Source organism: Microbacterium sp. X-17 (assembly GCF_039615055.1).
In genome coordinates this window covers 425224-445606 of the sequence record NZ_JBDHNI010000002.1, presented here as the reverse complement: position 1 = coordinate 445606, position 20383 = coordinate 425224, and the positions used below count along the sequence as shown (strand labels likewise).

The 20383-nt window shown below is 70.0% G+C and carries 18 protein-coding genes; 10 read left to right on the top strand and 8 right to left on the bottom strand.

What is annotated here, in order from left to right:
• Positions 1–60: 60 nt before the first annotated feature.
• Both rplK and rplA read left to right on the top strand, forming a co-directional pair.
• The gene (rplK, locus tag ABCS02_RS10505) at positions 61–492 is read left to right on the top strand and encodes a 50S ribosomal protein L11 (RefSeq protein ID WP_345835585.1); all 432 of its coding nucleotides are present in this window, start codon (positions 61–63) and stop codon (positions 490–492) included.
• Positions 493–505: 13 nt separating this feature from the next.
• The gene (gene rplA / locus ABCS02_RS10500; RefSeq protein ID WP_345835584.1) at positions 506–1195 is read left to right on the top strand and encodes a 50S ribosomal protein L1; all 690 of its coding nucleotides are present in this window, start codon (positions 506–508) and stop codon (positions 1193–1195) included.
• 91 nt (positions 1196–1286) lie between these two features.
• On the opposite strand, the gene ABCS02_RS10495 is transcribed toward rplA, so the two are convergent.
• The 3 genes from ABCS02_RS10495 to ABCS02_RS10485 form a co-directional block, all read right to left on the bottom strand.
• A complete protein-coding gene (locus tag ABCS02_RS10495) occupies positions 1287–1850 on the bottom strand; it encodes an SMC-Scp complex subunit ScpB (protein WP_345835583.1) in 564 nt (187 codons plus the stop codon).
• A complete protein-coding gene (locus tag ABCS02_RS10490) occupies positions 1847–3577 on the bottom strand; it encodes an MDR family MFS transporter (protein WP_345835582.1) in 1731 nt (576 codons plus the stop codon). Before ABCS02_RS10490 ends, ABCS02_RS10495 begins: the two co-directional genes overlap by 4 nt.
• A 179-nt stretch (positions 3578–3756) precedes the next feature.
• Positions 3757–4440: a YqaJ viral recombinase family protein gene (locus tag ABCS02_RS10485; protein ID WP_345835581.1), complete on the bottom strand. Its 684-nt coding sequence runs from the start codon at positions 4438–4440 to the stop codon at positions 3757–3759.
• A 351-nt stretch (positions 4441–4791) separates the two neighbouring features.
• On the opposite strand from ABCS02_RS10485, the gene ABCS02_RS10480 reads away from it, so the two are divergent.
• Positions 4792–5775: a hypothetical protein gene (locus ABCS02_RS10480; RefSeq protein ID WP_345835580.1), complete on the top strand. Its 984-nt coding sequence runs from the start codon at positions 4792–4794 to the stop codon at positions 5773–5775.
• Between the two features lie 122 nt (positions 5776–5897).
• Here the strand turns inward: ABCS02_RS10480 and ABCS02_RS10475 are convergent, their stop codons facing one another.
• Both ABCS02_RS10475 and fdhA read right to left on the bottom strand, forming a co-directional pair.
• The gene (locus tag ABCS02_RS10475) at positions 5898–6302 is read right to left on the bottom strand and encodes a heme-binding protein (RefSeq protein WP_345835579.1); all 405 of its coding nucleotides are present in this window, start codon (positions 6300–6302) and stop codon (positions 5898–5900) included.
• A 29-nt stretch (positions 6303–6331) separates the two neighbouring features.
• Positions 6332–7552, bottom strand: coding sequence for a formaldehyde dehydrogenase, glutathione-independent (fdhA, locus tag ABCS02_RS10470; protein ID WP_345835578.1), 1221 nt, complete (start codon positions 7550–7552; stop codon positions 6332–6334).
• Between the two features lie 139 nt (positions 7553–7691).
• Here fdhA and ABCS02_RS10465 point away from each other — a divergent pair, with 139 nt between their 5' ends.
• The 7 genes from ABCS02_RS10465 (at position 7692) to ABCS02_RS10435 (ending at position 16674) form a co-directional block, all read left to right on the top strand.
• Positions 7692–8990: a LuxR C-terminal-related transcriptional regulator gene (locus tag ABCS02_RS10465; protein WP_345835577.1), complete on the top strand. Its 1299-nt coding sequence runs from the start codon at positions 7692–7694 to the stop codon at positions 8988–8990.
• 233 nt (positions 8991–9223) lie between these two features.
• Positions 9224–9739: a 50S ribosomal protein L10 gene (gene rplJ, locus ABCS02_RS10460; protein WP_345835576.1), complete on the top strand. Its 516-nt coding sequence runs from the start codon at positions 9224–9226 to the stop codon at positions 9737–9739.
• A 42-nt stretch (positions 9740–9781) separates the two neighbouring features.
• Positions 9782–10177 carry a 50S ribosomal protein L7/L12 gene (gene rplL / locus ABCS02_RS10455; protein WP_345835575.1) on the top strand — a complete coding sequence of 132 codons (396 nt, stop codon included), beginning with the start codon at positions 9782–9784 and terminating at the stop codon, positions 10175–10177.
• 185 nt (positions 10178–10362) lie between these two features.
• Positions 10363–11691, top strand: coding sequence for a carbohydrate ABC transporter substrate-binding protein (locus tag ABCS02_RS10450; protein ID WP_345835574.1), 1329 nt, complete (start codon positions 10363–10365; stop codon positions 11689–11691).
• Positions 11692–11774: 83 nt separating this feature from the next.
• Positions 11775–13133: a sugar ABC transporter permease gene (locus tag ABCS02_RS10445; protein ID WP_345835573.1), complete on the top strand. Its 1359-nt coding sequence runs from the start codon at positions 11775–11777 to the stop codon at positions 13131–13133.
• Complete coding sequence (locus ABCS02_RS10440) at positions 13133–14107, top strand: carbohydrate ABC transporter permease (RefSeq protein WP_345835572.1); 975 nt, start codon at positions 13133–13135, stop codon at positions 14105–14107. Before ABCS02_RS10445 ends, ABCS02_RS10440 begins: the two co-directional genes overlap by 1 nt.
• A 137-nt stretch (positions 14108–14244) precedes the next feature.
• Complete coding sequence (locus ABCS02_RS10435) at positions 14245–16674, top strand: HAD-IC family P-type ATPase (protein WP_345835571.1); 2430 nt, start codon at positions 14245–14247, stop codon at positions 16672–16674.
• 25 nt (positions 16675–16699) lie between these two features.
• Here the strand turns inward: ABCS02_RS10435 and ABCS02_RS10430 are convergent, their stop codons facing one another.
• Genes ABCS02_RS10430 through ABCS02_RS10420 form a run of 3 tightly spaced genes read right to left on the bottom strand, consistent with a single transcriptional unit; the run spans position 16700 to position 20365 of the window.
• Entirely contained in the window at positions 16700–18523 is a 1824-nt protein-coding gene (locus tag ABCS02_RS10430) for an ABC transporter ATP-binding protein (RefSeq protein WP_345835570.1), read from the bottom strand.
• Positions 18516–19421, bottom strand: a complete 906-nt coding sequence (locus ABCS02_RS10425) for an ABC transporter permease (RefSeq protein WP_345835569.1) — start codon at positions 19419–19421, stop codon at positions 18516–18518. The genes ABCS02_RS10430 and ABCS02_RS10425 overlap by 8 nt, the downstream gene beginning before the upstream one ends.
• Positions 19418–20365: an ABC transporter permease gene (locus ABCS02_RS10420; RefSeq protein ID WP_345835568.1), complete on the bottom strand. Its 948-nt coding sequence runs from the start codon at positions 20363–20365 to the stop codon at positions 19418–19420. Before ABCS02_RS10420 ends, ABCS02_RS10425 begins: the two co-directional genes overlap by 4 nt.
• Between the last annotated feature and the right edge of the window lie 18 nt (positions 20366–20383).

The window sequence follows — 20383 nt, the reverse complement described above, 5'->3', positions numbered from 1 at the left end:
AAAGGCCGGATACGCGGGAGAGGCGGATGCCCCGGCATCCGGTTCGAGAAAGGAAAAGGAATGGCACCCAAGAAGAAGGTGACCGGCCTGATCAAGCTCCAGATCAACGCCGGCGCCGCCAACCCGGCGCCGCCGATCGGGCCCGCGCTCGGTCAGCACGGCGTCAACATCATGGAGTTCTGCAAGGCGTACAACGCGGCGACCGAGTCGCAGCGCGGCAACGTCATCCCCGTGGAGATCACCGTCTACGAGGACCGCAGCTTCACGTTCATCCTGAAGACCCCGCCGGCCGCTGAGCTCATCAAGAAGGCCGCGGGCGTCGCGAAGGGGTCGAAGACCCCGCACACGGTGAAGGTGGCGAAGCTCACGAAGGAGCAGGTCCGTCAGATCGCCGAGACCAAGCAGCCCGACCTGAACGCGAACGACCTCGAGGCCGCTTCGAAGATCATCGCGGGCACGGCGCGCTCCATGGGCATCACGGTCGAGGACTGAGGGAGTACCGATAATGGCTAAGTCCAAGGTCTACGAGGCCGCGGCGGCGAAGGTCGACCGCGACAAGTTCTACTCGGCCGCTGAGGCGGTCGCTCTCGCGAAGGAGACCGGGTCGAAGAAGTTCGACTCCACGGTCGAGGTCGCGCTCAAGCTCTCGGTCGACCCGCGCAAGGCGGACCAGATGGTCCGCGGCACGGTCATCCTGCCGCACGGCACGGGCAAGACCGCGCGCGTCATCGTGTTCGCGACGGGTCCGGCCGCCGAGGCCGCGATCGCCGCGGGCGCCGATGAGGTCGGCGGCGCCGAGCTCATCGAGAAGGTCGCCGGCGGCTACACGTCATTCGACGCGGCTGTCTCGACCCCGGAGCTCATGGGCCAGGTCGGTCGTCTCGGCAAGGTCCTGGGTCCGCGTGGTCTCATGCCGAACCCCAAGACCGGCACCGTGACCCCGAACCCGGCGAAGGCCGTCGAGGAGATCAAGGGCGGCAAGATCGAGTTCCGCGTCGACAAGCACGCCAACGTGCACTTCGTCGTCGGCAAGGCCTCGTTCACGCAGGAGCAGCTCGACGAGAACCTGAAGGCCGCGATCGACGAGATCGTGCGCCTTAAGCCGTCGAGCTCGAAGGGCCGCTACATCCAGAAGGGCGCCCTGTCGACGACGTTCGGCCCCGGCATCCCGCTGGACGTCAACGCCTTCGCCTGACCCGCAGCATACGAAGAAGGGCCCTCGCCGATCCGGCGGGGGCCCTTCCTCGTGCGTTCGCGGGCGTGCTCGTTTGTTCGCAGGCGCGGAGTCAGAGGACGGGGTCGCGCGGGGCATCCCCGAGGCCCGCGGGGCCTGCGGGTCCGGCGGACTCGGCCGCGAGCCGCTCCGCCGCGAGGTCTTCGTAGAGCCCGGGCTGCTCGCCCGTGCCGAGCGCGTGCAGCAGCACCGCGAGCCGGCGCACGTCCTCCAGGGGCCACTGTGCGAGGCGGTCGAGGAGTGGGCTCCGGTGCGTCGCGCGGAGCGCCTCGAGCCGCTCCCGCCCGGATGCCGTCACGCTGAGGAGGCTCGAGCGGCCGTCGGTGGGGTCGGGCGTGCGCTCGATCAGGTCCAGCTCCTCGAGCGTGCGCACCGTGCGGCTGAGGAGCGACTTGTCGAGGAAGAGCAGCTCGGCCAGAGCCGACGACGTGATGGGCCCGCGGAGCGCGATCGTCGCGAACGTCTTGTACGCCCCGGGATGCAGGCCCGGGCTGAGGCATTCGGCGGAGTCGCGCATCGCCTGGCGGAACCGCGCCACGAGGCCGGACATCTCGATCTCGAGGACGCGCACGGCCTGAGCGTGCGCGTCCTCGATCACGGGGGTGGGGTTCGTCATCGAGGGATGCTGTCCTTGGTCGGGTCCGCGGCGGGATCGTTCGTCCCATTGTCTCGCGCCGCGGCATCCTCGTCGTCCAGGGTCTCGGTGACCTCCGCGGCCGGCGTGAGCGTCGCCATCCCCTCACTCACCGACACGGTGGCGAGGTCGGCCTCGATGGCCTCGCGGCGCTCGCTCGTCGTCATCCGGGTGAGGGAGACGTTCGGCAGGAACAGGATCGCGAGGAGGCTCACGATCGCGACCGGCACGGCGATCAGGAACGAGTGCGCGATGCCCGTTGCGTAGATGTCCTCGATGACCGACCGCACCGGCTCGGGCAGGGTCGCGACGGCGGGAAGCGCGCCGGACTGGAGCTGCTGGCCGAGTGCGGCGCCCTGCTGGCCGAGCGACATGATCGCCGCGACGATGTCGTCCTTCCGGTCCGTGAACCCGTTCGCGATGCTCGTGGCCAGCGCGGCGCCCATGACGGAGACGCCGATCGTGCCGCCGAGGCTCCGGAAGAACGTGACGCCCGAGCTCGCGACGCCGATCTCGCTCGGCTTCGACGTGTTCTGCACGATGAGCACCAGATTCTGCATCGTCATGCCGACGCCCGACCCGAGCAGGAACATGTAGAGCGAGACGAGCACGAAGTTCGTGTCGTAGTGGATCGTCGACAGCAGGAACGAGCCGATCGTCAGGAGCACGCCGCCGACGATGAGGTACGGCTTCCAGTGCCCGAAACGCGAGATCAGGGCGCCGACGACGACGGATGCCACGAGCAGGCCGCCGATCATCGGGATCGTCATGAGGCCGGCCTCGGTCGGGGTCGCCCCCCGCGCCGACTGCATGTACTGGCTGAGGAACACGGCCGTGCCGAACATCGCCATCCCGGTCGCGATCGAGGCCACGACCGCGAGGGTGAACGTGCGGTTGCGGAACAGCGTGAGCGGGACGAGCGGCTCCGCGGACCGCAGCTCGACGACGATGAACAAGACCGCAGCGAGGATTGCGCCGCCGACCATGAGCACGGTCGGCAGGCTCCACCAGTCGAAGTCGTGGCCCGCGAGGCTCACCCAGATGAGGAGGAGCGAGACCGCCGCGGACAGCAGGACGATGCCGAGGTAGTCGATCCGGGTCTTGGCCGCGGCGTGCCGGGGGAGGTGGAGCGTGCGCTGCAGGATGACCAGCGCTACGACCGCGAGGGGGAGGGCGACGAAGAAGTTCCAGCGCCAGCCCCATGCGTCGGTGATGACGCCGCCGAGGAGCGGGCCGCCGACTGTCGCGACCGCCATGACTGCGCCGAACAGGCCCATGTACCGGCCGCGCTCGCGCGGGCTGATGATGTCGGCCAGGATGACCTGGCTGAGGGCGGCGAGACCGCCCGCGCCGATGCCCTGGACCGCGCGGAAGCCGATCAGCATCCCGGGGTTCTGCGAGAAGCCGGCGGCTGCCGTGGCGAGGACGAAGATCGCGATCGCGAGCTGGATGAGGAGCTTGCGGTTCACGAGGTCGGCGAGCTTGCCCCAGATCGGGGTCGAGATCGCCGTGGTGAGGAGGGTCGCGGTGACGACCCAGGTGTAGGCGGACTGGTCGCCGCCGAGGTCGTGCACGATGACCGGCAGCGACGTCGAGACGACCGTCGAGGCGAGCATCGAGACGAACATGCCGAGCAGCAGGCCGGACAGGGCGGCGAGCACCCCGCGCTGGCGGACCTCGGTCGAGCCCGTGGGGAGAGAAGTGGACATGGCACCCTTCGCGTGTGCGTTAGTTGATCTTTGTCAACCATATCCATGTAGTGGACGCACGTCAACTAACCCGGGGTTCGGTGGGCTCCGCGAGACTTCACCCGCGCGCCGAGCCTGCGGATCGCGCCCGTAGGGTCGGCGCGCGGATGCGGTCTCGCGCGGGGCGCGGCAGGGCCGGGTCAGTCGGCCAGGGCGAGGGCGCGGTAGCGCTGCGTCGGCTCCGGATCGGGCTGGAACGTCAGCGTCGGCCGCTGCGCGGGCCGCGCGGTGCGGTGGTGCAGCTCGTCGATGAGGGCCGTGGCGAGCCGGACGAGGGTCGCGATCTCGCGCTCGTCGCGATCGACCCACGCGCAGCGGGGCTGATCGGCGATCGGCACGAACTCGTCGTGCTCCTCCCAGACCACGAGCGTCCGCTCGGCGCCGAGCACGTGCTGCTGCCACCAGACCTGCCGGAGGTAGGAGCGGGGGATGCTGCGCCACGCCTTCTTGGTGGTCTTGATCTCCGCGAGCTCGACGCGGCCCGCGGTGTCGACCCAGATGCCGTCCGGCGTCGCAAGGTGGCGGGGCTCGACGACGGCGCGGAAGAGATCCGTGGAGGGCTGGATACCGTGGGTCGCGGCGACCCAGGCCGCGATCGCGGGCTCGCGCCGTCGGCCGTGGTCGGTATAGGCGTTGCCGGAGAACCCGGATCCCTGGAGCTTCGCGTCGGCCGCACGTGCGATCGTGCGCTCGGACGTCAGCGCAGCGACGTCGGTCGCAGTGATCCCCCGGGAGCGCGCCCGCACCCACGCGACGCGATCGCGCGAGTCGGCCACGACCCGCGCCGCGAGCTGCGGCGCACGCGCAGCGAGCTCAGGGGACATGTGTTCGACACTAACCCCGCCCCCGTTCCCGTCCCACCCCGCCGCGCCGCACCCCCGCCCCCTTCCTCGCCCCTCCCACCCTGAATCTCCCCGATCCCACCTCCTCCTCGCGAAGCCACCCCGTCACCGCGTTGCGAGGGCGTGGTCTCGCGAGGAGGGGGTGGGATGGGGGCCCAGAGGGCGCAAGCCTCCCCGAAGGGGCTGGGGTCACCTCCGACCGGGGGCGAGGCGGGAATGGGGGTGGCCGGACACGCGGACGAGCTCTCCACAGGGGTGGCCCGGGGCAGGGGAAGTGCACAGACGGCGGGGTGGGGTGGGCGGAGGGCCACCGCGTGGGCGAGGGTCGAGGGCGTGGCGCACGAGATCACGATCGCCGAGGCCGGCCGTGTCCTCCGGCGGCGCACGGAGCTGGTGCAGGCGGGCTGGAGCGAGCGCGAGCTGACGCGCGCGGAGGAGGACCGCAGACTGATCCGCGTCCGCCGCAGTTGGTTCGTCGAGTCGGAGGTCTGGGGCGACCTGTGGCCCGAGGGGCGCCATCTGCTCGACGTGGTCGCCGCTGCGGAGGAGGCGGTCGGCGGGTATGTCTTCTCCTACGCGTCGGCCGCGGCCGTGTGGGGGCTGCCCCTCTATCGGTGGAGATTCGATCGTGTCCACGTGACGGGGCTGCGCGGACTCCGCGCGAGCGGCTCATCCCGCCTCATCCGGCACGAGGATCGACTCGACGAGAACGACGTGGAGCTCGTCGGCGGCCTCCGCTGCACGAGTCTCGAGCGGACCGTCTTCGATCTCGTCCGCGCAGCGTCGCTCGAGGCGGGCGTGTCCGCGGCCGACGCGGCGCTGGGGCGCGTCGCGGTCACGGGGCGGGTCCAGGCGGACGATCTCGCGGACGGATGGCGGGAGCGGATGCGGGAGCGTGCCGTGCAGGCCGGTGCCGTCCGCGGCGTGAAGCAGTTGCGGTGGGTGATCGGATTCGCCGATGGCCGCGCCGAGCTACCGGGCGAGAGCGTGAGCCGCCTGCAGCTCTACCGGCTGGGATTCGCGACGCCCCGGCTACAGATCCCCGTGTCCGGACCCGGCACGCCGGAGTACTGGATCGACCTCGGCCTCGACGACGTCGACTGCTGGATGGAGTTCGACGGCGAGGGGAAGTACCGCGACGAGGCGCTTCGGTCCGGCCGCAGCCTGGAGGACGTCCTCCTCGCGGAGAAGCGCCGCGAGGACACCGTGCGCGGGCTGACCGGTCGACGCTTCGTACGGATGGAGAGCCGGCACCTTCGCTCACCGTCCGAATTCGGTCGGCGCCTGGCGTCGTTCGGCATCCATTCGCTGCGATAGCCGGTCCCCGACCCCACCTCCTCCTCGCGAGCCCACCCCGTCATTGCGTCGCGAAGAGGTGCGCTCGCGAGGAGGAGGTGGGTTCGGCGAGGGAGGGAGAGGGGGAGGGAGGGAGAGGGGGGTCAGAAGGCGGCGGCGCCGGCCTCGGCCACGGCCTGGTCCAGCTCGCCGGAGCCGCCCGAGACGCCCACCGCGCCGACCACGACACCACCGCGGGTCAGCGGCACGCCACCGGCGAAGATCGCGACGCCGCGGCCGTGGGCGTTCGTCGTGTGGATGCCGAAGAACTGCTGTGTCGGCTGGGAGTTGTCGCCGAGGTCCTTCGTGGAGATGTCGAAGGCGCGCGAGGTCCACGCCTTGCTGATGGAGATCTCGATGCTGCCGATCCAGGCACCGTCCTGGCGGACGTGGGCGACGAGGTTGCCGCCGGCGTCGACGACGGCGACATTGACGGGCTGGCCGAGTTCGTCGGCGCGCTTCTCGGCGGCCTCGATCACACGGCGGGCATCGGCGAGGGTGACGGACATGGGTGCTCCTTCGGTCGGTAAGAGGGGGATCAGGCGGTCTTGATGTAGCCGTTGGGGTTCAGCACGTACTTGCGGGGGGCGCCGCGGTCGAAGTCCGCGTACCCCTGCGGTGCCGCGTCGAGGCTGATCGGCGACGCGCCCACGGCATCGGCAATGTGCACCTTGTCATGCAGGATCGCCATCATCAGCTGGCGGTTGTACTTCATGACCGGGCACTGGCCGGTGGCGAACGACAGCGACTTCGCCCAGCCGAGGCCGAGGCGGAGCGAGAGCGATCCGACCTTCGCGGCCTCGTCGACCCCGCCCGGGTCGCCCGTGACGTAGAGGCCCGGGATGCCGACCGCGCCGCCGGCGGCGGTGAGGTCGAACAGCGAGTTGAGCACGGTCGCCGGCGCCTCGTGACCGGCGTCCGCGCCGTGGCCGTGCGCCTCGAAGCCGACCGCGTCGACCGCGGCATCCACCTCCGGCACGCCCAGGATCTGCTCGATCTGGTCCTTCGGGTCGCCCTTCGACACGTCGACGGTCTCGGCGCCGAAGGACCGGGCGCGGGCGAGGCGGTCGGCGTTGAGGTCGCCGACGATCACGGCCGCCGCGCCCAGCAGCTGCGCGCCGACCGCCGCGGCGAGCCCGACAGGGCCGGCGCCAGCGATGTACACGGTCGACCCGGGCCGGACGCCGGCGGTGTAAGCGCCGTGGAATCCGGTCGGGAAGATGTCGGACAGCATCGTCAGGTCGAGGATCTTCTCCAGGGCTTGCTCGCGATCGGGGAAGACGAGCAGGTTCCAGTCCGCATAGGGGACGAGCACGTACTCGGCCTGGCCGCCGACCCATCCGCCCATGTCGACGTAGCCGTACGCGGAGCCGGGCCGATCGGGGTTGACGTTGAGGCAGATCCCGGTCTTGCCCTCCTTGCAGTTGCGGCAGCGGCCGCAGGCGATGTTGAACGGCACCGAGACGATGTCGCCGACCTTCACGAACTCGACGTCCGGCCCGACCTCGATCACCTCGCCGGTGATCTCGTGCCCGAGCACGAGACCGGCCGGCGCGGTCGTGCGCCCCCGGACCATGTGCTGGTCGGATCCGCAGATGTTCGTCGAGACGGTGCGGAGGATGGCGCCGTGCGGCACCTTGCGGCCGACGTTCGCGGGATGCACCCCCGGGCCGTCCTTCAGCTCGAACTCCGGGTAGGGGATCTCGCCGACCTCCACGACACCCGGTCCCTTGTACACGACGGCCCTGTTGCCCGACATCCTCGTCCTCCCGTTTCGCGAGCTGGCGCGGGCGACGGTGCCCGCTGCCTCGACTCTTCCCGCCCGCCCGCCCGGGGTCGATCACCCGTGCGGACCACCCGGACTACCCGGACGGGTGGCTCCGCGTAGAGTGGGCCGCATGACCGACGGCGGTCCCGCCTGCACCGAGGACACCCTCCGCGATCTGGTGGAGGTCGTGAGCGGTCCGGAGACCGCACTCGCCGAACGCCTGTCGCGGGTCGTGGCGCCGTTCGTGGCGCACGACGCGCTGCTGATCCTCGCCGCCGACGCCGCGGGCGTGCGCCGATCCGGCACGGGGGACCGCGCGTTCGTCGAGGGGGTCTCGCCGCTCGAGCTCGACGAGCTGCGGCGGGGGATCCCCGCGGGCACCGCCCGCCGGGGCGAGCTGGGCGTCGCGGGTGAGCGGGTCCCGACCCTGCAGGCCCTCTCGCGCAACGGCGCGCTCGTAGTGGTCGCGCGCCCCGGGCCGGGCCAGGATTCCGTGGTCCTGCAGATGTGGAACCTCGTGGCCCTGCGCGTCCAGCAGCGGGCGGATCAGGCCCTGCCCGACTACCTGCAGCACGCCCGCGTGTCGTCCGGCGCGCGGATGGAGGCGCTCGGCGAGCTGACCGACGAGTACTCGACGACGCTCGAGTCGGTGCTGGCGGCCCTACGGTCTGCGACGCTGGACGACCGCGCGGCCCGGCAGACCGCGGTCCGCCTGGCCGCCGAGGGGATGGTGCACCTGCGCACCGCGGGCGACCGCGCCCGGGCGTTCACGGAGGAGCCGGTCACGACCGCGTTCGAGCGCCTCCGCGACGATCTGCGTCCGCTCGTGCGGTACCGCGATCTCGACGTGCAGTTCGTGGAACCGCCCGTGGACGGCCGGCCGCTGCCGAGCGAGGTCGCGCACGGCGCGCGCGCCGTGGTGCGCGGCTGCATCCTCGCCCTCATCGACCGCCCCGACGTCACACGCGTCCGCGTGCAGTGGGACTGCGACGGGACGAACCTCCTCGTGGACCTCCGCGACGACGGGCCCGGCGACGTCTCGGATGCCTCGAGCGTGCTGCAGCCCGCCCGCCAGCGCGTGCACGCCCTCAACGGGCGCCTCGCCGTGAGCGCGACGCCCGGATGGGGGACGGAGATCTCGGTCGTGATCCCGCTGGATCCACCGCACGCCGCAGGGACGGCGGGATGGGACCTCCGTCCGCGGGAGACGCAGGTCCTGTCCCGGCTCGTGGCGGGGGAGCGCAACCGGGAGATCGCGCAGGCGCTCGGCATCAGCGAGAACACGGTGAAGTTCCACGTCGCCCGGATCTTCCGTTCGCTCGGGGTCGACACCCGTGCTCAGGCTGCTGCCGCCGTCCTCGAGCGCGCGCATTACCTCGCACGTCCCGCCGACGGCGCCGGATTTGGGCTGCCGCGCGCGGAGGCGTAGTCTGGGGGACGCCGAAGACCGCCGGTCATCGTCGTGCGTGAAAGCGCAGGTCGATCGAAGCACTGCGAAAGCAGGGGCCCGCGCAGGTGACACGAACGACATCCGATTGTGGGATCACGCTCCGTGCGCTTGCGCCGGGGCGTTTCTGTTTCTCCGGGGCGGGTGGTCGAGGCGACGCTCCGCCACCGCGGGGCGTCACGAAGACATGTCATCAAGACATACAGGGAGTGGCCATGGCGCAGAAGGATGCGACGGTCGCCGAGCTCACGAAGAACTTCGAGGACTCGAACGCCGTACTGCTGACCGAGTACCGCGGCTTGACGGTTGCCGAGCTCAAGGAGCTCCGCAACAGCATCCGTCAGGACGCGGAGTACGCCGTGGTGAAGAACACGCTCACCAAGATCGCCGCCAACAAAGCGGGGATCTCGGCGCTGGACGACGAGCTCAAGGGCCCGTCGGCTGTCGCCTTCGTGCACGGCGACCCGGTCGCCGTCGCGAAGGGTCTGCGTGCCTTCGCCAAGGCACACCCTCTTCTCGTGGTGAAGGGCGGCTTCTTCGACGGAGCCCCCCTGTCCGCGGAGGAGGTCGACAAGCTCGCCGACCTCGAGAGCCGTGAAGTCCTGCTGGCGAAGCTCGCCGGCGCGATGAAGGCCTCGCTGTTCGGCGCTGCCTATCTGTTCAACGCTCCGCTCGCCCAGGCCGCTCGCGCGGTCGACGCGCTGCGGCAGAAGCAGGAGTCCGCCGCCTGATCCGTCAGGCGCCGGCGAATACCCCACACAAGGAGAAACACCATGGCAAAGCTCAGCACTGAAGAGCTGCTCGACGCCTTCAAGGAGCTCACGCTCATCGAGCTGTCCGAGTTCGTCAAGAAGTTCGAGGAGACCTTCGAGGTCACCGCCGCGGCTCCGGTCGCGGTCGCCGCGGCCGCCCCCGCCGCGGGTGGCGCCGGTGGCGCCGCTGCCGAGGCCGAGGAGAAGGACTCGTTCGACGTCGTCCTCGAGTCGGTCGGCGACAAGAAGATCCAGGTCATCAAGGTCGTCCGCGAGCTCACCTCGCTCGGCCTCGGTGAGGCGAAGGCGCTCGTCGACGGCGCGCCGAAGCCGGTCCTGGAGGGTGCGAACAAGGAGACGGCCGACAAGGCCAAGGCTGCGCTCGAAGAGGTCGGCGCGACCATCACCCTCAAGTAAGACCTTCGTCGCCTCGCGACGGAAGAAGCCCCGGTGCCCCGTGCGCCGGGGCTTCTTCCTGTCCGGAAGCCTTTACCGAGTCGTGATGTGCGCGGTCGTTGTGGCGTGGGAGCGCTCCCGTTAGCATAAACGCGTCAGTTCCTGAGAGAACTCAATGAACTCGCACTCAATGAGGAGGAGATCACATGCGTATGTCATCACGGCGACGAGTTCTGATGGCGGTGGCCGTCGCAGGCGCTGCGGGGCTCGCGCTCGCGGGCTGTGCGGAGAGTTCGGGAGGCGGCGCGGCCTCGAGCGGTACGACGACCGTTCAGATCAGCGGGGGGATCACCGGCGGCGAGGCGGACGCGCTCAACGAGTCGTTCACGCAGTTCACCGCGGACACCGGCATCAAGGTCGTCTACACCGGTGACAAGAGCTTCGAGGGCAACATCGTCACGAAGGTCACGGGCGGTTCCGCTCCGGACATCGCGATCGTGCCGCAGCCGGGTCTGCTGAAGACCCTGATCGACACCGGCCAGGTCCAGAAGGGCTCGTCGGCGACCGAGGCGAACGTCGACAACTACTGGTCGACCGCCTGGAAGACCTACGGCTCGTCGGGCGGCACCTTCTACGCCGCCCCGATGCTCGCGAACGTCAAGGGGTTCGTCTGGTACTCGCCCAAGCAGTTCAAGCAGTGGGGCGTCAGCGTTCCCACCACGTGGGATGAGCTCATGACGTTGACCCAGACCATCCAGCAAAAGACCGGCGCCGCACCGTGGTGTGCGGGCTTCGCCTCGGATGCCGCGTCGGGGTGGCCGGGCACCGACTGGATCGAGGATCTCGTCCTGCGTCAGTCTGGACCCGACGTCTACGACCAGTGGGTCGCCGGCACCGTGAAGTTCACAGATCCGCCGATCAAGCAGGCCTTCGACACGCTCAGCACGATCCTGCTGAACCCGCAGTACGTCAACGCGGGCTTCGGCGACGTCAAGAGCATCAACTCGACCGCGTTCGGGGATGTCGCGGCCAAGGTCGCGGACGGCACCTGCCCGCTCACGCACCAGGCCTCGTTCCTCTCGGCGAACTTCCTCGAGGTGAACACGGCATCGGGTCAGCCCCCGGTGGTCGCGCCGGATGGTGACGTCTACGCGTTCCTGCTGCCGAGCATCAAGGCGAGCGACCCGAAGTACGTCGAGGTCGGCGGCGAGTTCGTGGCCGCGTTCTCCAACGACCCGAACGTGCAGAAGGTCGTCGAATACATGTCGACACCCGCCTTCGCGGACGCTCGCGTCAAGCTGGGCGGCGTCATCTCGGCCAACAACGGCGCGGACCCGTCGCTCGCCTCGAGCCAGTTCCTGGTCGACGCGATGAAGCTCGTGCAGAACCCGGACACCGTCATCCGGTTCGATGCCTCCGACCTGATGCCGGCCACGGTCGGTTCCGGGTCGTTCTGGAAGGGCATGGTCAACTGGATCGACGGCAAGCCGACGGCCGATGTGCTCGCCGAGATCCAGGCGGGCTACAACAACTGAACGGCTGACGAGGGCGGCGGGGTCGTCACGGCGACCCCGCCGCCCCTGGCTTCGCAGCACCCGCCCAACGGATGGGGGAGGACATGTCGACGACGACATCCACAGCGGCTCCGGTCTCCAGCAGGCGGCCGCCCGGCACCCGGGACACGCGACCGGGCAGAGGCAAGAACTCCGTCGCCCGGCGGGTCGCTGGCGTCGTCGCCATCGTCGCGGCGATCGTGCTCGTCGCGCTCGTGGTCCTGTTGCTGACGAGCCCGGGCAATCCGGACGCGTCGCCGACGACGATCGGGTTCTCGCTCAACAGCTTCTTCGTCTGGATCGGGGCGATGAACCCGCTCATCCAGATCCCGATCGTGCTCGTGGTCTTCGCGGCGGTGATCGCGCTGGTCCTTGTGCTCATCGAGTTCGCGCCGCGCGCGGGGCGCGGATACTTCTGGCTGCGCCTGGCGGCCAGCATCCTCGTGCCGCTGATCGCGTTCCTCCTGCTCCGGCCGTATCAGAACGCGGTCGTGTACGTCGTGGGGATCGCGCTGGCGACCGGCATCCTGCTGTTTTTCGCCGACTACCGGGCGCGCGGCGGAGCGGGCTACATCTTCCAGCTCGTGATCTTCCTCGCCCCCGCGATGGCGCTGCTGATCGTCGGCCTCGTCTACCCGGCGATCTCGACGATCTTCCAGTCGTTCTTCGACAAGACCGGGACGACGTTCGTCGGGCTGGACAACTACATCTGGACGTTCACGAATCCCGACGGCTTCTGGTCCGTCATCAATACGCTCATCTGGGCCGTCGTCGCGCCGATCTTCTCCACGTCGATCGGTCTCGCCTACGCCGTCTTCATCGACCGGGCGCGCGGTGAGAAGACCCTCAAGGTGTTCGTGTTCATGCCGTACGCGATCTCGTTCGTCGGGGCCGGCATCATCTGGAAGTTCGTGTACGACTACCGGCAGGGTCAGCAGATCGGCCTGCTCAACGCGATCATCACCGCGTTCGGCGGCCAGCCGGTGAGCTGGCTCGACGCGCAGCCCCTCATCAACACGTTCTGTCTGCTCGCGGTGTTCATCTGGACGCAGACGGGGTTCGCGATGGTCGTGCTGTCCGCGGCGATCAAGGGCGTCCCGACCGAGCAGCTCGAGGCCGCGGAGCTCGACGGGGCCAACGCGTGGCAGCGATTCCGGAACGTCACGGTCCCCGGCATCCGGACGTCGCTCATCGTGGTGCTGACGACGATCACGATCTTCTCGCTGAAGGTGTACGACATCGTGGCGGTCATGACCGGCGGCCGGTCGAACTCGACCGTGCTGGCCTTCGAGATGGTCAACCAGCAGCAGCGGTTCCAGAGCTACGGGCACTCGTCGGCGCTCGCCGTCGTGCTGTTCCTCTTCGTCGTGCCGCTGATCATCTACAACGTGCGTCAGATGCGCAAGCAAGAGGAGATCCGCTGATGACTATCGAAGTCGACACCGTCCCGACGCTCAGCCAGCGGGCGGTCCGCGCCGAGGCGCGACGCTCCCGCCGCAATGAGAGCGAGGCGCAGAAGCGGCTGAGCTCGCGGACCGCGACGATCGTCGCCATCGTCATCGCGCTCGTCTGGACCATCCCCACCTTCGGCCTCTTCGTGACGTCCTTCCGGCCGGGTGCCGCCTCCGCGACGACCGGCTGGTGGACGGTGTTCACCGACCCGGAGTTCACGCTCGGCAACTACTCGGCGGCCCTCACCTCGGGGGGCACGGCGCTCACGCTCGGCGAGTCGTTCCTGAACTCGCTCGCGATCTCGATCCCGGCGACGATCATCCCGATCGCGCTGGCCGCGCTCGCGGCCTACGCGTTCGCCTGGATCCCGTTCAAAGGCCGCGGCTTCCTCTTCGTGGCGGTGTTCGCGCTGCAGATCCTGCCGCTGCAGATGGCGCTCGTACCGCTGCTGAGCCTGTTCTCGCGCGGTCTGACGATCGGGGGAGTGAACATCTTCCCCGGCTTCGCGCTGCGCGGCGTCGAGCACAGCTTCGCGACGGTGTGGATCGCGCACGTCATGTTCGCGCTGCCCCTCGCGATCTTCCTGCTGCACAACTTCATCCGGGAGATCCCGAACGAGCTGATCGAGGCGGCGCGGATGGACGGGGCGGGCCACGGGCAGATCTTCTTCCGGATGATCCTGCCGCTCGCGATGCCGGCGATCGCGTCGTTCGCGATCTTCCAGTTCCTGTGGGTGTGGAACGACCTGCTGGTCGCCACGATCTTCGCGCCGTCCTCGTCGTTGCCGCTCACGCAGACGCTGAACTCGCTGTCCGGCTCGTGGGGGAACAAGTGGTACCTGCAGTCGGCGGGCGCCTTCATCTCGATCATCGTGCCGCTGATCGTGTTCTTCGCGCTGCAGCGCTTCTTCGTCCGGGGCCTCCTTGCCGGCGCCACGAAGGGCTGACCCCGGCATCCGCCCCTGCCCCGGTCCTCCGCGCCCGCGCCACCTCCCCGCGAGAACGCGCTTGTGTCACAGAAACGCCGCAAGAAGAGGACAGAGGCGCGTTCTCGCGGGGAGGTGGGCCTCGGTAGGGTGAGGGCGTGGATGCCGCGACCGACGTCGATCTCGCACGGGGGCTCAGCGAGGCGGATGTCGCGGAGCGGCGCGCGGCGGGACAGGTCAACGCGTACGCCGCCGACTCCAGCCGGAGCGTCTGGAACATCGTCCGCGCCAACGTCTTCACTCTGTTCAACGGCATCGTCGCCTCGTGCTTCCTCGTGCTGCTCCTGGTCGGCCGCTGGCAGGACGCCCTCTTCGGGATCAGCGCCCTCGCGAACGCGGTCATCGGCTGCGTGCAGGAGTTCCGCGCGAAGGCGGCACTCGACCGGCTCGCGCTGCTGAACGCGCCCCGCGCGCGCGTCCGTCGCGACGGGCAGGAGCGGGAGATCGCGCCCGGCGACGTCGTACTGGGCGACATCCTCGTCTTGCGCGCGGGCGACCAGATCCCCGCCGACGCCACGGTCGCCGCCGCGCGCGGGCTGCAGGTGGACGAGTCGATGCTGACCGGCGAGTCGGATGCCGTCGACAAGGATCCCGGCGCCGACGTGCTCTCCGGCTCGATCGTGGTCGCCGGTGAGGGCGACGCCGAGGTCGTGCGCGTCGGCGCCGACTCCTATGCGAACCGCTTCGCCGACGAGGCCAAGCGCTTCTCCCTGGTCTCCAGCGAGCTGCGCACCTCCATCAACCGCGTCCTGAAGTGGGTCGCGTGGGGCATCGGCCCGATCGGCCTCCTCGTCCTCAACGCCCAGATGATGGTCGCGGGCGGCTGGGTCGACGCGTTCCAGACGGGCACCTGGGTGCAGGCGATCGTCAACACGATCGCCTCCCTGATCGCGATGATCCCGCTCGGTCTCGTGCTCATGACCTCGATCGCGTTCGCGGTCGGCGCGGTGAAGCTCGCCGGGAAGCAGGTGCTCGTCAACGAGCTGGCCGCCGTCGAGGGGCTCGCCCGCGTCGATGTCGTCTGCCTCGACAAGACCGGCACGCTGACCGTGGGCGAGATCGAGTTCGACGGCACGCACCCGCTGCATGCCCCGGGCGCCGGCGGGTGGCAGCACGTGCTCGGCTGGTACGGCGCCGCGCCGGATGCCAACGCTACGTCGCGTTGCCTGCGCGAGCCCTTCCCGGTGTCGAACCCGCTCACGCCCGCGGAGACGATCGTGTTCTCGTCGGCGCGGAAGTGGAGCGCCGTCGCCTTCCGCGGGGAGGCCGAGGGCACGTGGGTGCTCGGCGCCCCCGAGATGGTCTTCGGCGACGCGGCATCCGATCCGGCCTCGCCCCTCGGCGGGCTCGTCACCTCCCTCGCCGCGACGGGTCGGCGGACCCTCGTGCTCGGCCACGCGCCCAGCGTGCTGACCGAGGCCGAGGCGCGCGACGAGCGGCTGCCGGCCGGGCTCGTTCCGGTCGCGGTCGTGACGTTCCGCGAGCAGGTGCGGCCGGATGCCGCGCAGACGCTCGCGTACTTCCGCGCGCAGGGCGTCGGCATCCGCATCATCTCGGGCGACAACCCACGGACGGTCGCCGCGATCGCCCGCGAGGTCGGCGTCGACATGGCCGAGGGCTACGACGCGCGGCACCTGCCGGAGGACGACGCGAAGCTCGCGGAGATCCTCGAGACACACACCGTGTTCGGCCGGGTCACGCCGGAGCAGAAGAAGCGCATGGTGACGGCCCTCCAGAGCACGGGGCACACCGTCGCGATGACCGGTGACGGCGTCAACGACGCGCTCGCGATCAAGACCGCCGACATCGGCATCGCGATGAACTCCGGATCGCCCGCGACGAAGGCCGTCGCGCGGCTCGTGCTGCTCGACGGGCAGTTCTCGCACCTGCCCGACGTCGTCGCCGAGGGCCGCCAGGTCATCGCGAACATCGAGCGCGTCTCGATGCTGTTCCTCACCAAGACGACCTACGCGACCGGGCTCGCGATCCTGTTCGGCATCCTCGTTCTGGAGTTCCCGTTCCTGCCACGGCAGCTGTCGATCACGGACGGTCTGACGATCGGCATCCCGGCGTTCTTCCTCGCGCTCATGCCGAACGCGGAGCGCTACGCGCCCGGGTTCCTCCGCCGCTCGCTGTCGTTCGCGATGCCCGCGGGCATCGTGATCGCCGTCGCGCTGACGGTCTACACGGTGCTCGCGATGCAGCTCGGGGTGCCGGAGCCCGCGCTGCGGACGGGGTCGACGATCATCCTCGCGGTCGTCGGCATCTGGATCCTGACCGTGCTCTCCCGGCCGATCGACCGTTACAAGGTGCTCGTGATCGGTGCCATGTTCCTCGGGCTCATCGCCGTGTTCACCATCCCGATCCTCACCGAGTTCCTGCAGCTCGTCGACCCGGGCGAGGCCGCGGCGTACCTCATCGCGCTCATCATCATCGCGACGATCGGGCTGATCGAGCTCGTGCGGCTCGTGCACCTCCGCTTCCTGCGCCGCACCCTCGGCCCCGCCGAGGCCGCCCTGCGCCCCTAGCGTCTGCGGGACCGGGGACGAACAGCTAGCTCGCGGCCGGGCCGCGCGCTCCGCCGGCGGACACGCTCAGCTCCGGGGCCGCGTCGAGCAGGCTCACCGTGTAGGCCTCGAGCGGGCGGTGCAGCACCTCGCGGGTGGGTCCCTCCTCGCACACCTCCCCGGAGCGCATCACGAGGACGCGGTCGGCGAGCGCGCTCACGACGCCGAGGCTGTGCGTGATGAACAGCATTGCGAGACCCTGCGCCCGCAGCTCGTCGAGGAGCCGGATGACGGATGCCTGGACCGACACGTCGAGCGCGGAGGTGATCTCGTCGCAGATGAGGAGCTTCGGCTGCGCCGCCAGGCCCCGGGCGATCGCCACCCGCTGCTTCTCGCCGCCGGACAGCTCGTGCGGGAGCTTCGTCAGCGCCCGCCGGGTGAGGTGGACCCGGTCGAGGAGCTCCCCGCTCTGGGCGGCCACGTCCTGTCCGTCCTCCGTCCCGAACAGCCGCAGCGGCCGGCCCAGGATCTGAGCGACCGTGTGACTGGGGTTGAGGGACCGGTCCGGGTTCTGGAAGATCAGCTGGATGTCGCGGCGCTGCTGGCGCGTGCGCTTCTCCACCCGATCCTCGAGCGTGTCGCGCCCGAGCTGGACCGACCCCGACGCGATGGGCATGAGCCCCGCGATCGCGCGCCCGGTCGTGGACTTGCCGCTCCCGCTCTCGCCCACGAGAGCGACGCACTCGCCGTCGCGGATCTCGAAGCTGACGTCCTTGACCACCATCGGCGTGCCGGGGTACTTCAGCTGCAGCTCGTCGACGCGGAGGACCGGCGTGCGCTCGTCGCGCTCGACCCGCGGCGGCGCCAGGACGTCGACCAGCACGAGCTCGCGGGGCTTCCAGCAGTCCGCGGAGCTCTCGCCGCGGCGCTCGGTCGGCGGGGTGTCGGTGCGGCACCGGTCGTCGGCGAGCGGACACCGCGGGCTGAAGCGGCAGGCGTCCGGCCAGTTCCCGGGCGCCGGCATCTGGCCCGGGATGCCGACCGTGTGGTGCTTGGTCCGCACCCTCGGCACCGAGTCCAGCAGGAGCGCGGTGTACGGATGCAGCGGCGTCGAGACCAGTGTCGCCGTCGGGCCCTGCTCGATGATGCGTCCCGCGTACATCACGGCGATCCGGTCCGAGATCTGCTCCACGACGGCGAGGTCGTGGCTGATGTAGACGAAGGCGATCTGCTCCGTACGCGCGAGGTCGGCCACGAGGTCGAGCACCTTGGCCTGGGTCGTGACATCCAGGCCGGTCGTGGGCTCGTCGAGCACGACGACGGCGGGCCGCGTCGCCATCGCCATCGCGATGAGCAGGCGCTGCTGCTGACCGCCGGAGAGCTCGAACGGATACGCCGCGTGGACGCGCTCGGGAAGTCCGACGCGCGCAGTCAGGTCCTTGGCTCGCTGGTCGGCCTCCCGTGCACTGATCCCGTGCACCGTCATGCTCTCGCGGAGCTGACGCCCGGCGCGCTGGCGCGGATTGAGCGAGGTCGACGCATCCTGCGGCACGTACGAGATGACCCGTCCGCGCGCCTTCTGCAGCTCCGTCGGCGACAGGGCGAGGAGGTCGAGTCCGTCCACGGAGACGCGGCCCGAGGTGATCGTCATCCCGGATCGCGCGTGTCCGAGGAGCGCGAGCGCAACCGCGGTCTTGCCCGACCCGGACTCCCCGACGAGCGAGACGACCTCGCCCGGGGCGACCGCGAACGAGATGCCCTCGACGATCGTGGTTCCTCCCGTCGTCGCGAGGGCCAAGTCTTCGACGACGAGCGAGGGCGTCGCGGCGACCGCGATCGCTCCGCTCGGGTTCGGCTCCTGCTCAGGCACGGGGCATCCCCTCCCGTCCGACGGCGCGGGCGACCGACTCGGCGACGAGCGTCAGCCCGATCGTGAGCAGCGCGATCGAGAGCGCCGGGACGATGACGCTGAGCGGCTGGGTCGTGATCCCATAGCGGTTCTCGCTGATCATCAATCCCCAATCCGAGTCGGGAGGGGTCCGGCCGAACCCCAGGAAGCTGATGGCCGCGAGGAACAGCACCGACCAGCAGAACCGGAGTCCGACGTCGGCGGCGAAGAGTCCCCGGAGGTTGGGTGCGATCTCCCGGACGAGGATCGAGGCCGTGCTCTCCCCGCGCGCGACCGCCGCCTCCACATACTCGTTCGCGACGAGGCCGAGGGCGAAGCCGCGGAAGATGTGGATGATCGGCGGGAGTTGCATGAGCACGATCGCCGCCACGATGATCGGGAATCCGCGACCGAACGCCGAGATGAGCACGAGGGCGAGGATCGTCGGCGGGATCGCGTAGAAGATCGTCGAGATCGCCCGCGTGCCCTGATCGACGGGACGCCCGCGCCGGTACGCGGCGAGGAGGGCGATGGGGATGCCGATCAGGTAGGCGAGCGCGGTGCCGAGCAGAGCGGTCGCGATCAGCAGCCATCCGCCGTTGAGGTAGCGGCTGAGCACGTCGCGTCCGAGCGACTCGGTGCCGAGCCACGCCGTGGCCGAGGGGCCCTCGAACGGGCGCCCGACCACCTCCGCCTGCGAGTGGGGGCTGATGAAGGGTCCGACGATCGCGATCAGGACCATGAGGCCCAACAGGATCAGCCCGAACCGTCCGCTCGGGCTGCGGAGGACGGCGCGCCACGAGGTGCGGAGGATGCCGACCTCTTTCGCGGCGTCCGGCGGGGCGACCGCCACCGCCGCGGAGTTCAGGGTCACGGTCATGCTTTCCTCCTGCGCAGGCGCGGATCGAGGGCGCCGCTGACGACATCGGCGAGGACGTTGGCGACGATCAGCACGAAGGTGATCAGGATGCAGCACGCGAGCACGGTCGGCGTGTCCCGGCTGTTGACCGCGTTCGTCGTCGCCACCCCGAGACCGGGGTACTGGAACAGGCTCTCCGTCACCACCACGCCGCCGACGAGCCAGCCGACGGTGAGCACGACGATCGCGATGATCGAGCTCGCCGCGTTGGGGAGCGCGTGCCGCCAGACGATCGTCGACTGCGGGACGCCGCGCAGCCGCGCGGCCTGGATGTAGTCGGTGCCGAGCACCGTGATCATCGAGGCCCGGATCATCCTCGACGACTGGGCGATCGAGACGAAGATGAGCGTCAGCAGCGGCAGCGCGATGACGGTGATCTGCGCGATCACCGGCCGACTGGGGTCGACGATCGCCGTCGCCGGGAGGATCCCCAGCCAGTTCGTGAACACGAGGATCAGGAGCGTGCCGATCACGAACTCCGGGGTGGAGGCCCACGTGAGGCCCGTCGAGGAGATGATGTGGTCGATCACGCTGTCGCGCTTGACCGCCGCCGTCACGCCCAGCGCGATCGCGAGCGGGATCATGATGAGGATCGCGAGGCCGGCGAGGACCGCGGAGTTGGCGACGTAGGGCGCGATGCTCTCCCAGATCGGCCGGCCGGTCTGGACGGACGATCCCAAGTCGCCGTGGGCGAGCCCGCCGAGCCAGTCGAGGTACTGCTGCCACAGCGGGCGGTCCAGCCCGTACTGGGCGCGCAGCAGCTCCAGCTTCTCTGGCGTCGCTTGCTGGCCGAGCGCGACCTGCGCGGCATCCCCGGGGATGAGCGACAGTGCGATGAACATGACGAGGCTGACCCCGAGGAGAGTCGCCGCCCCGATGAGGACCCTCTTACCGATGGCGATCATGGTTGCTTCCGTTCCGTT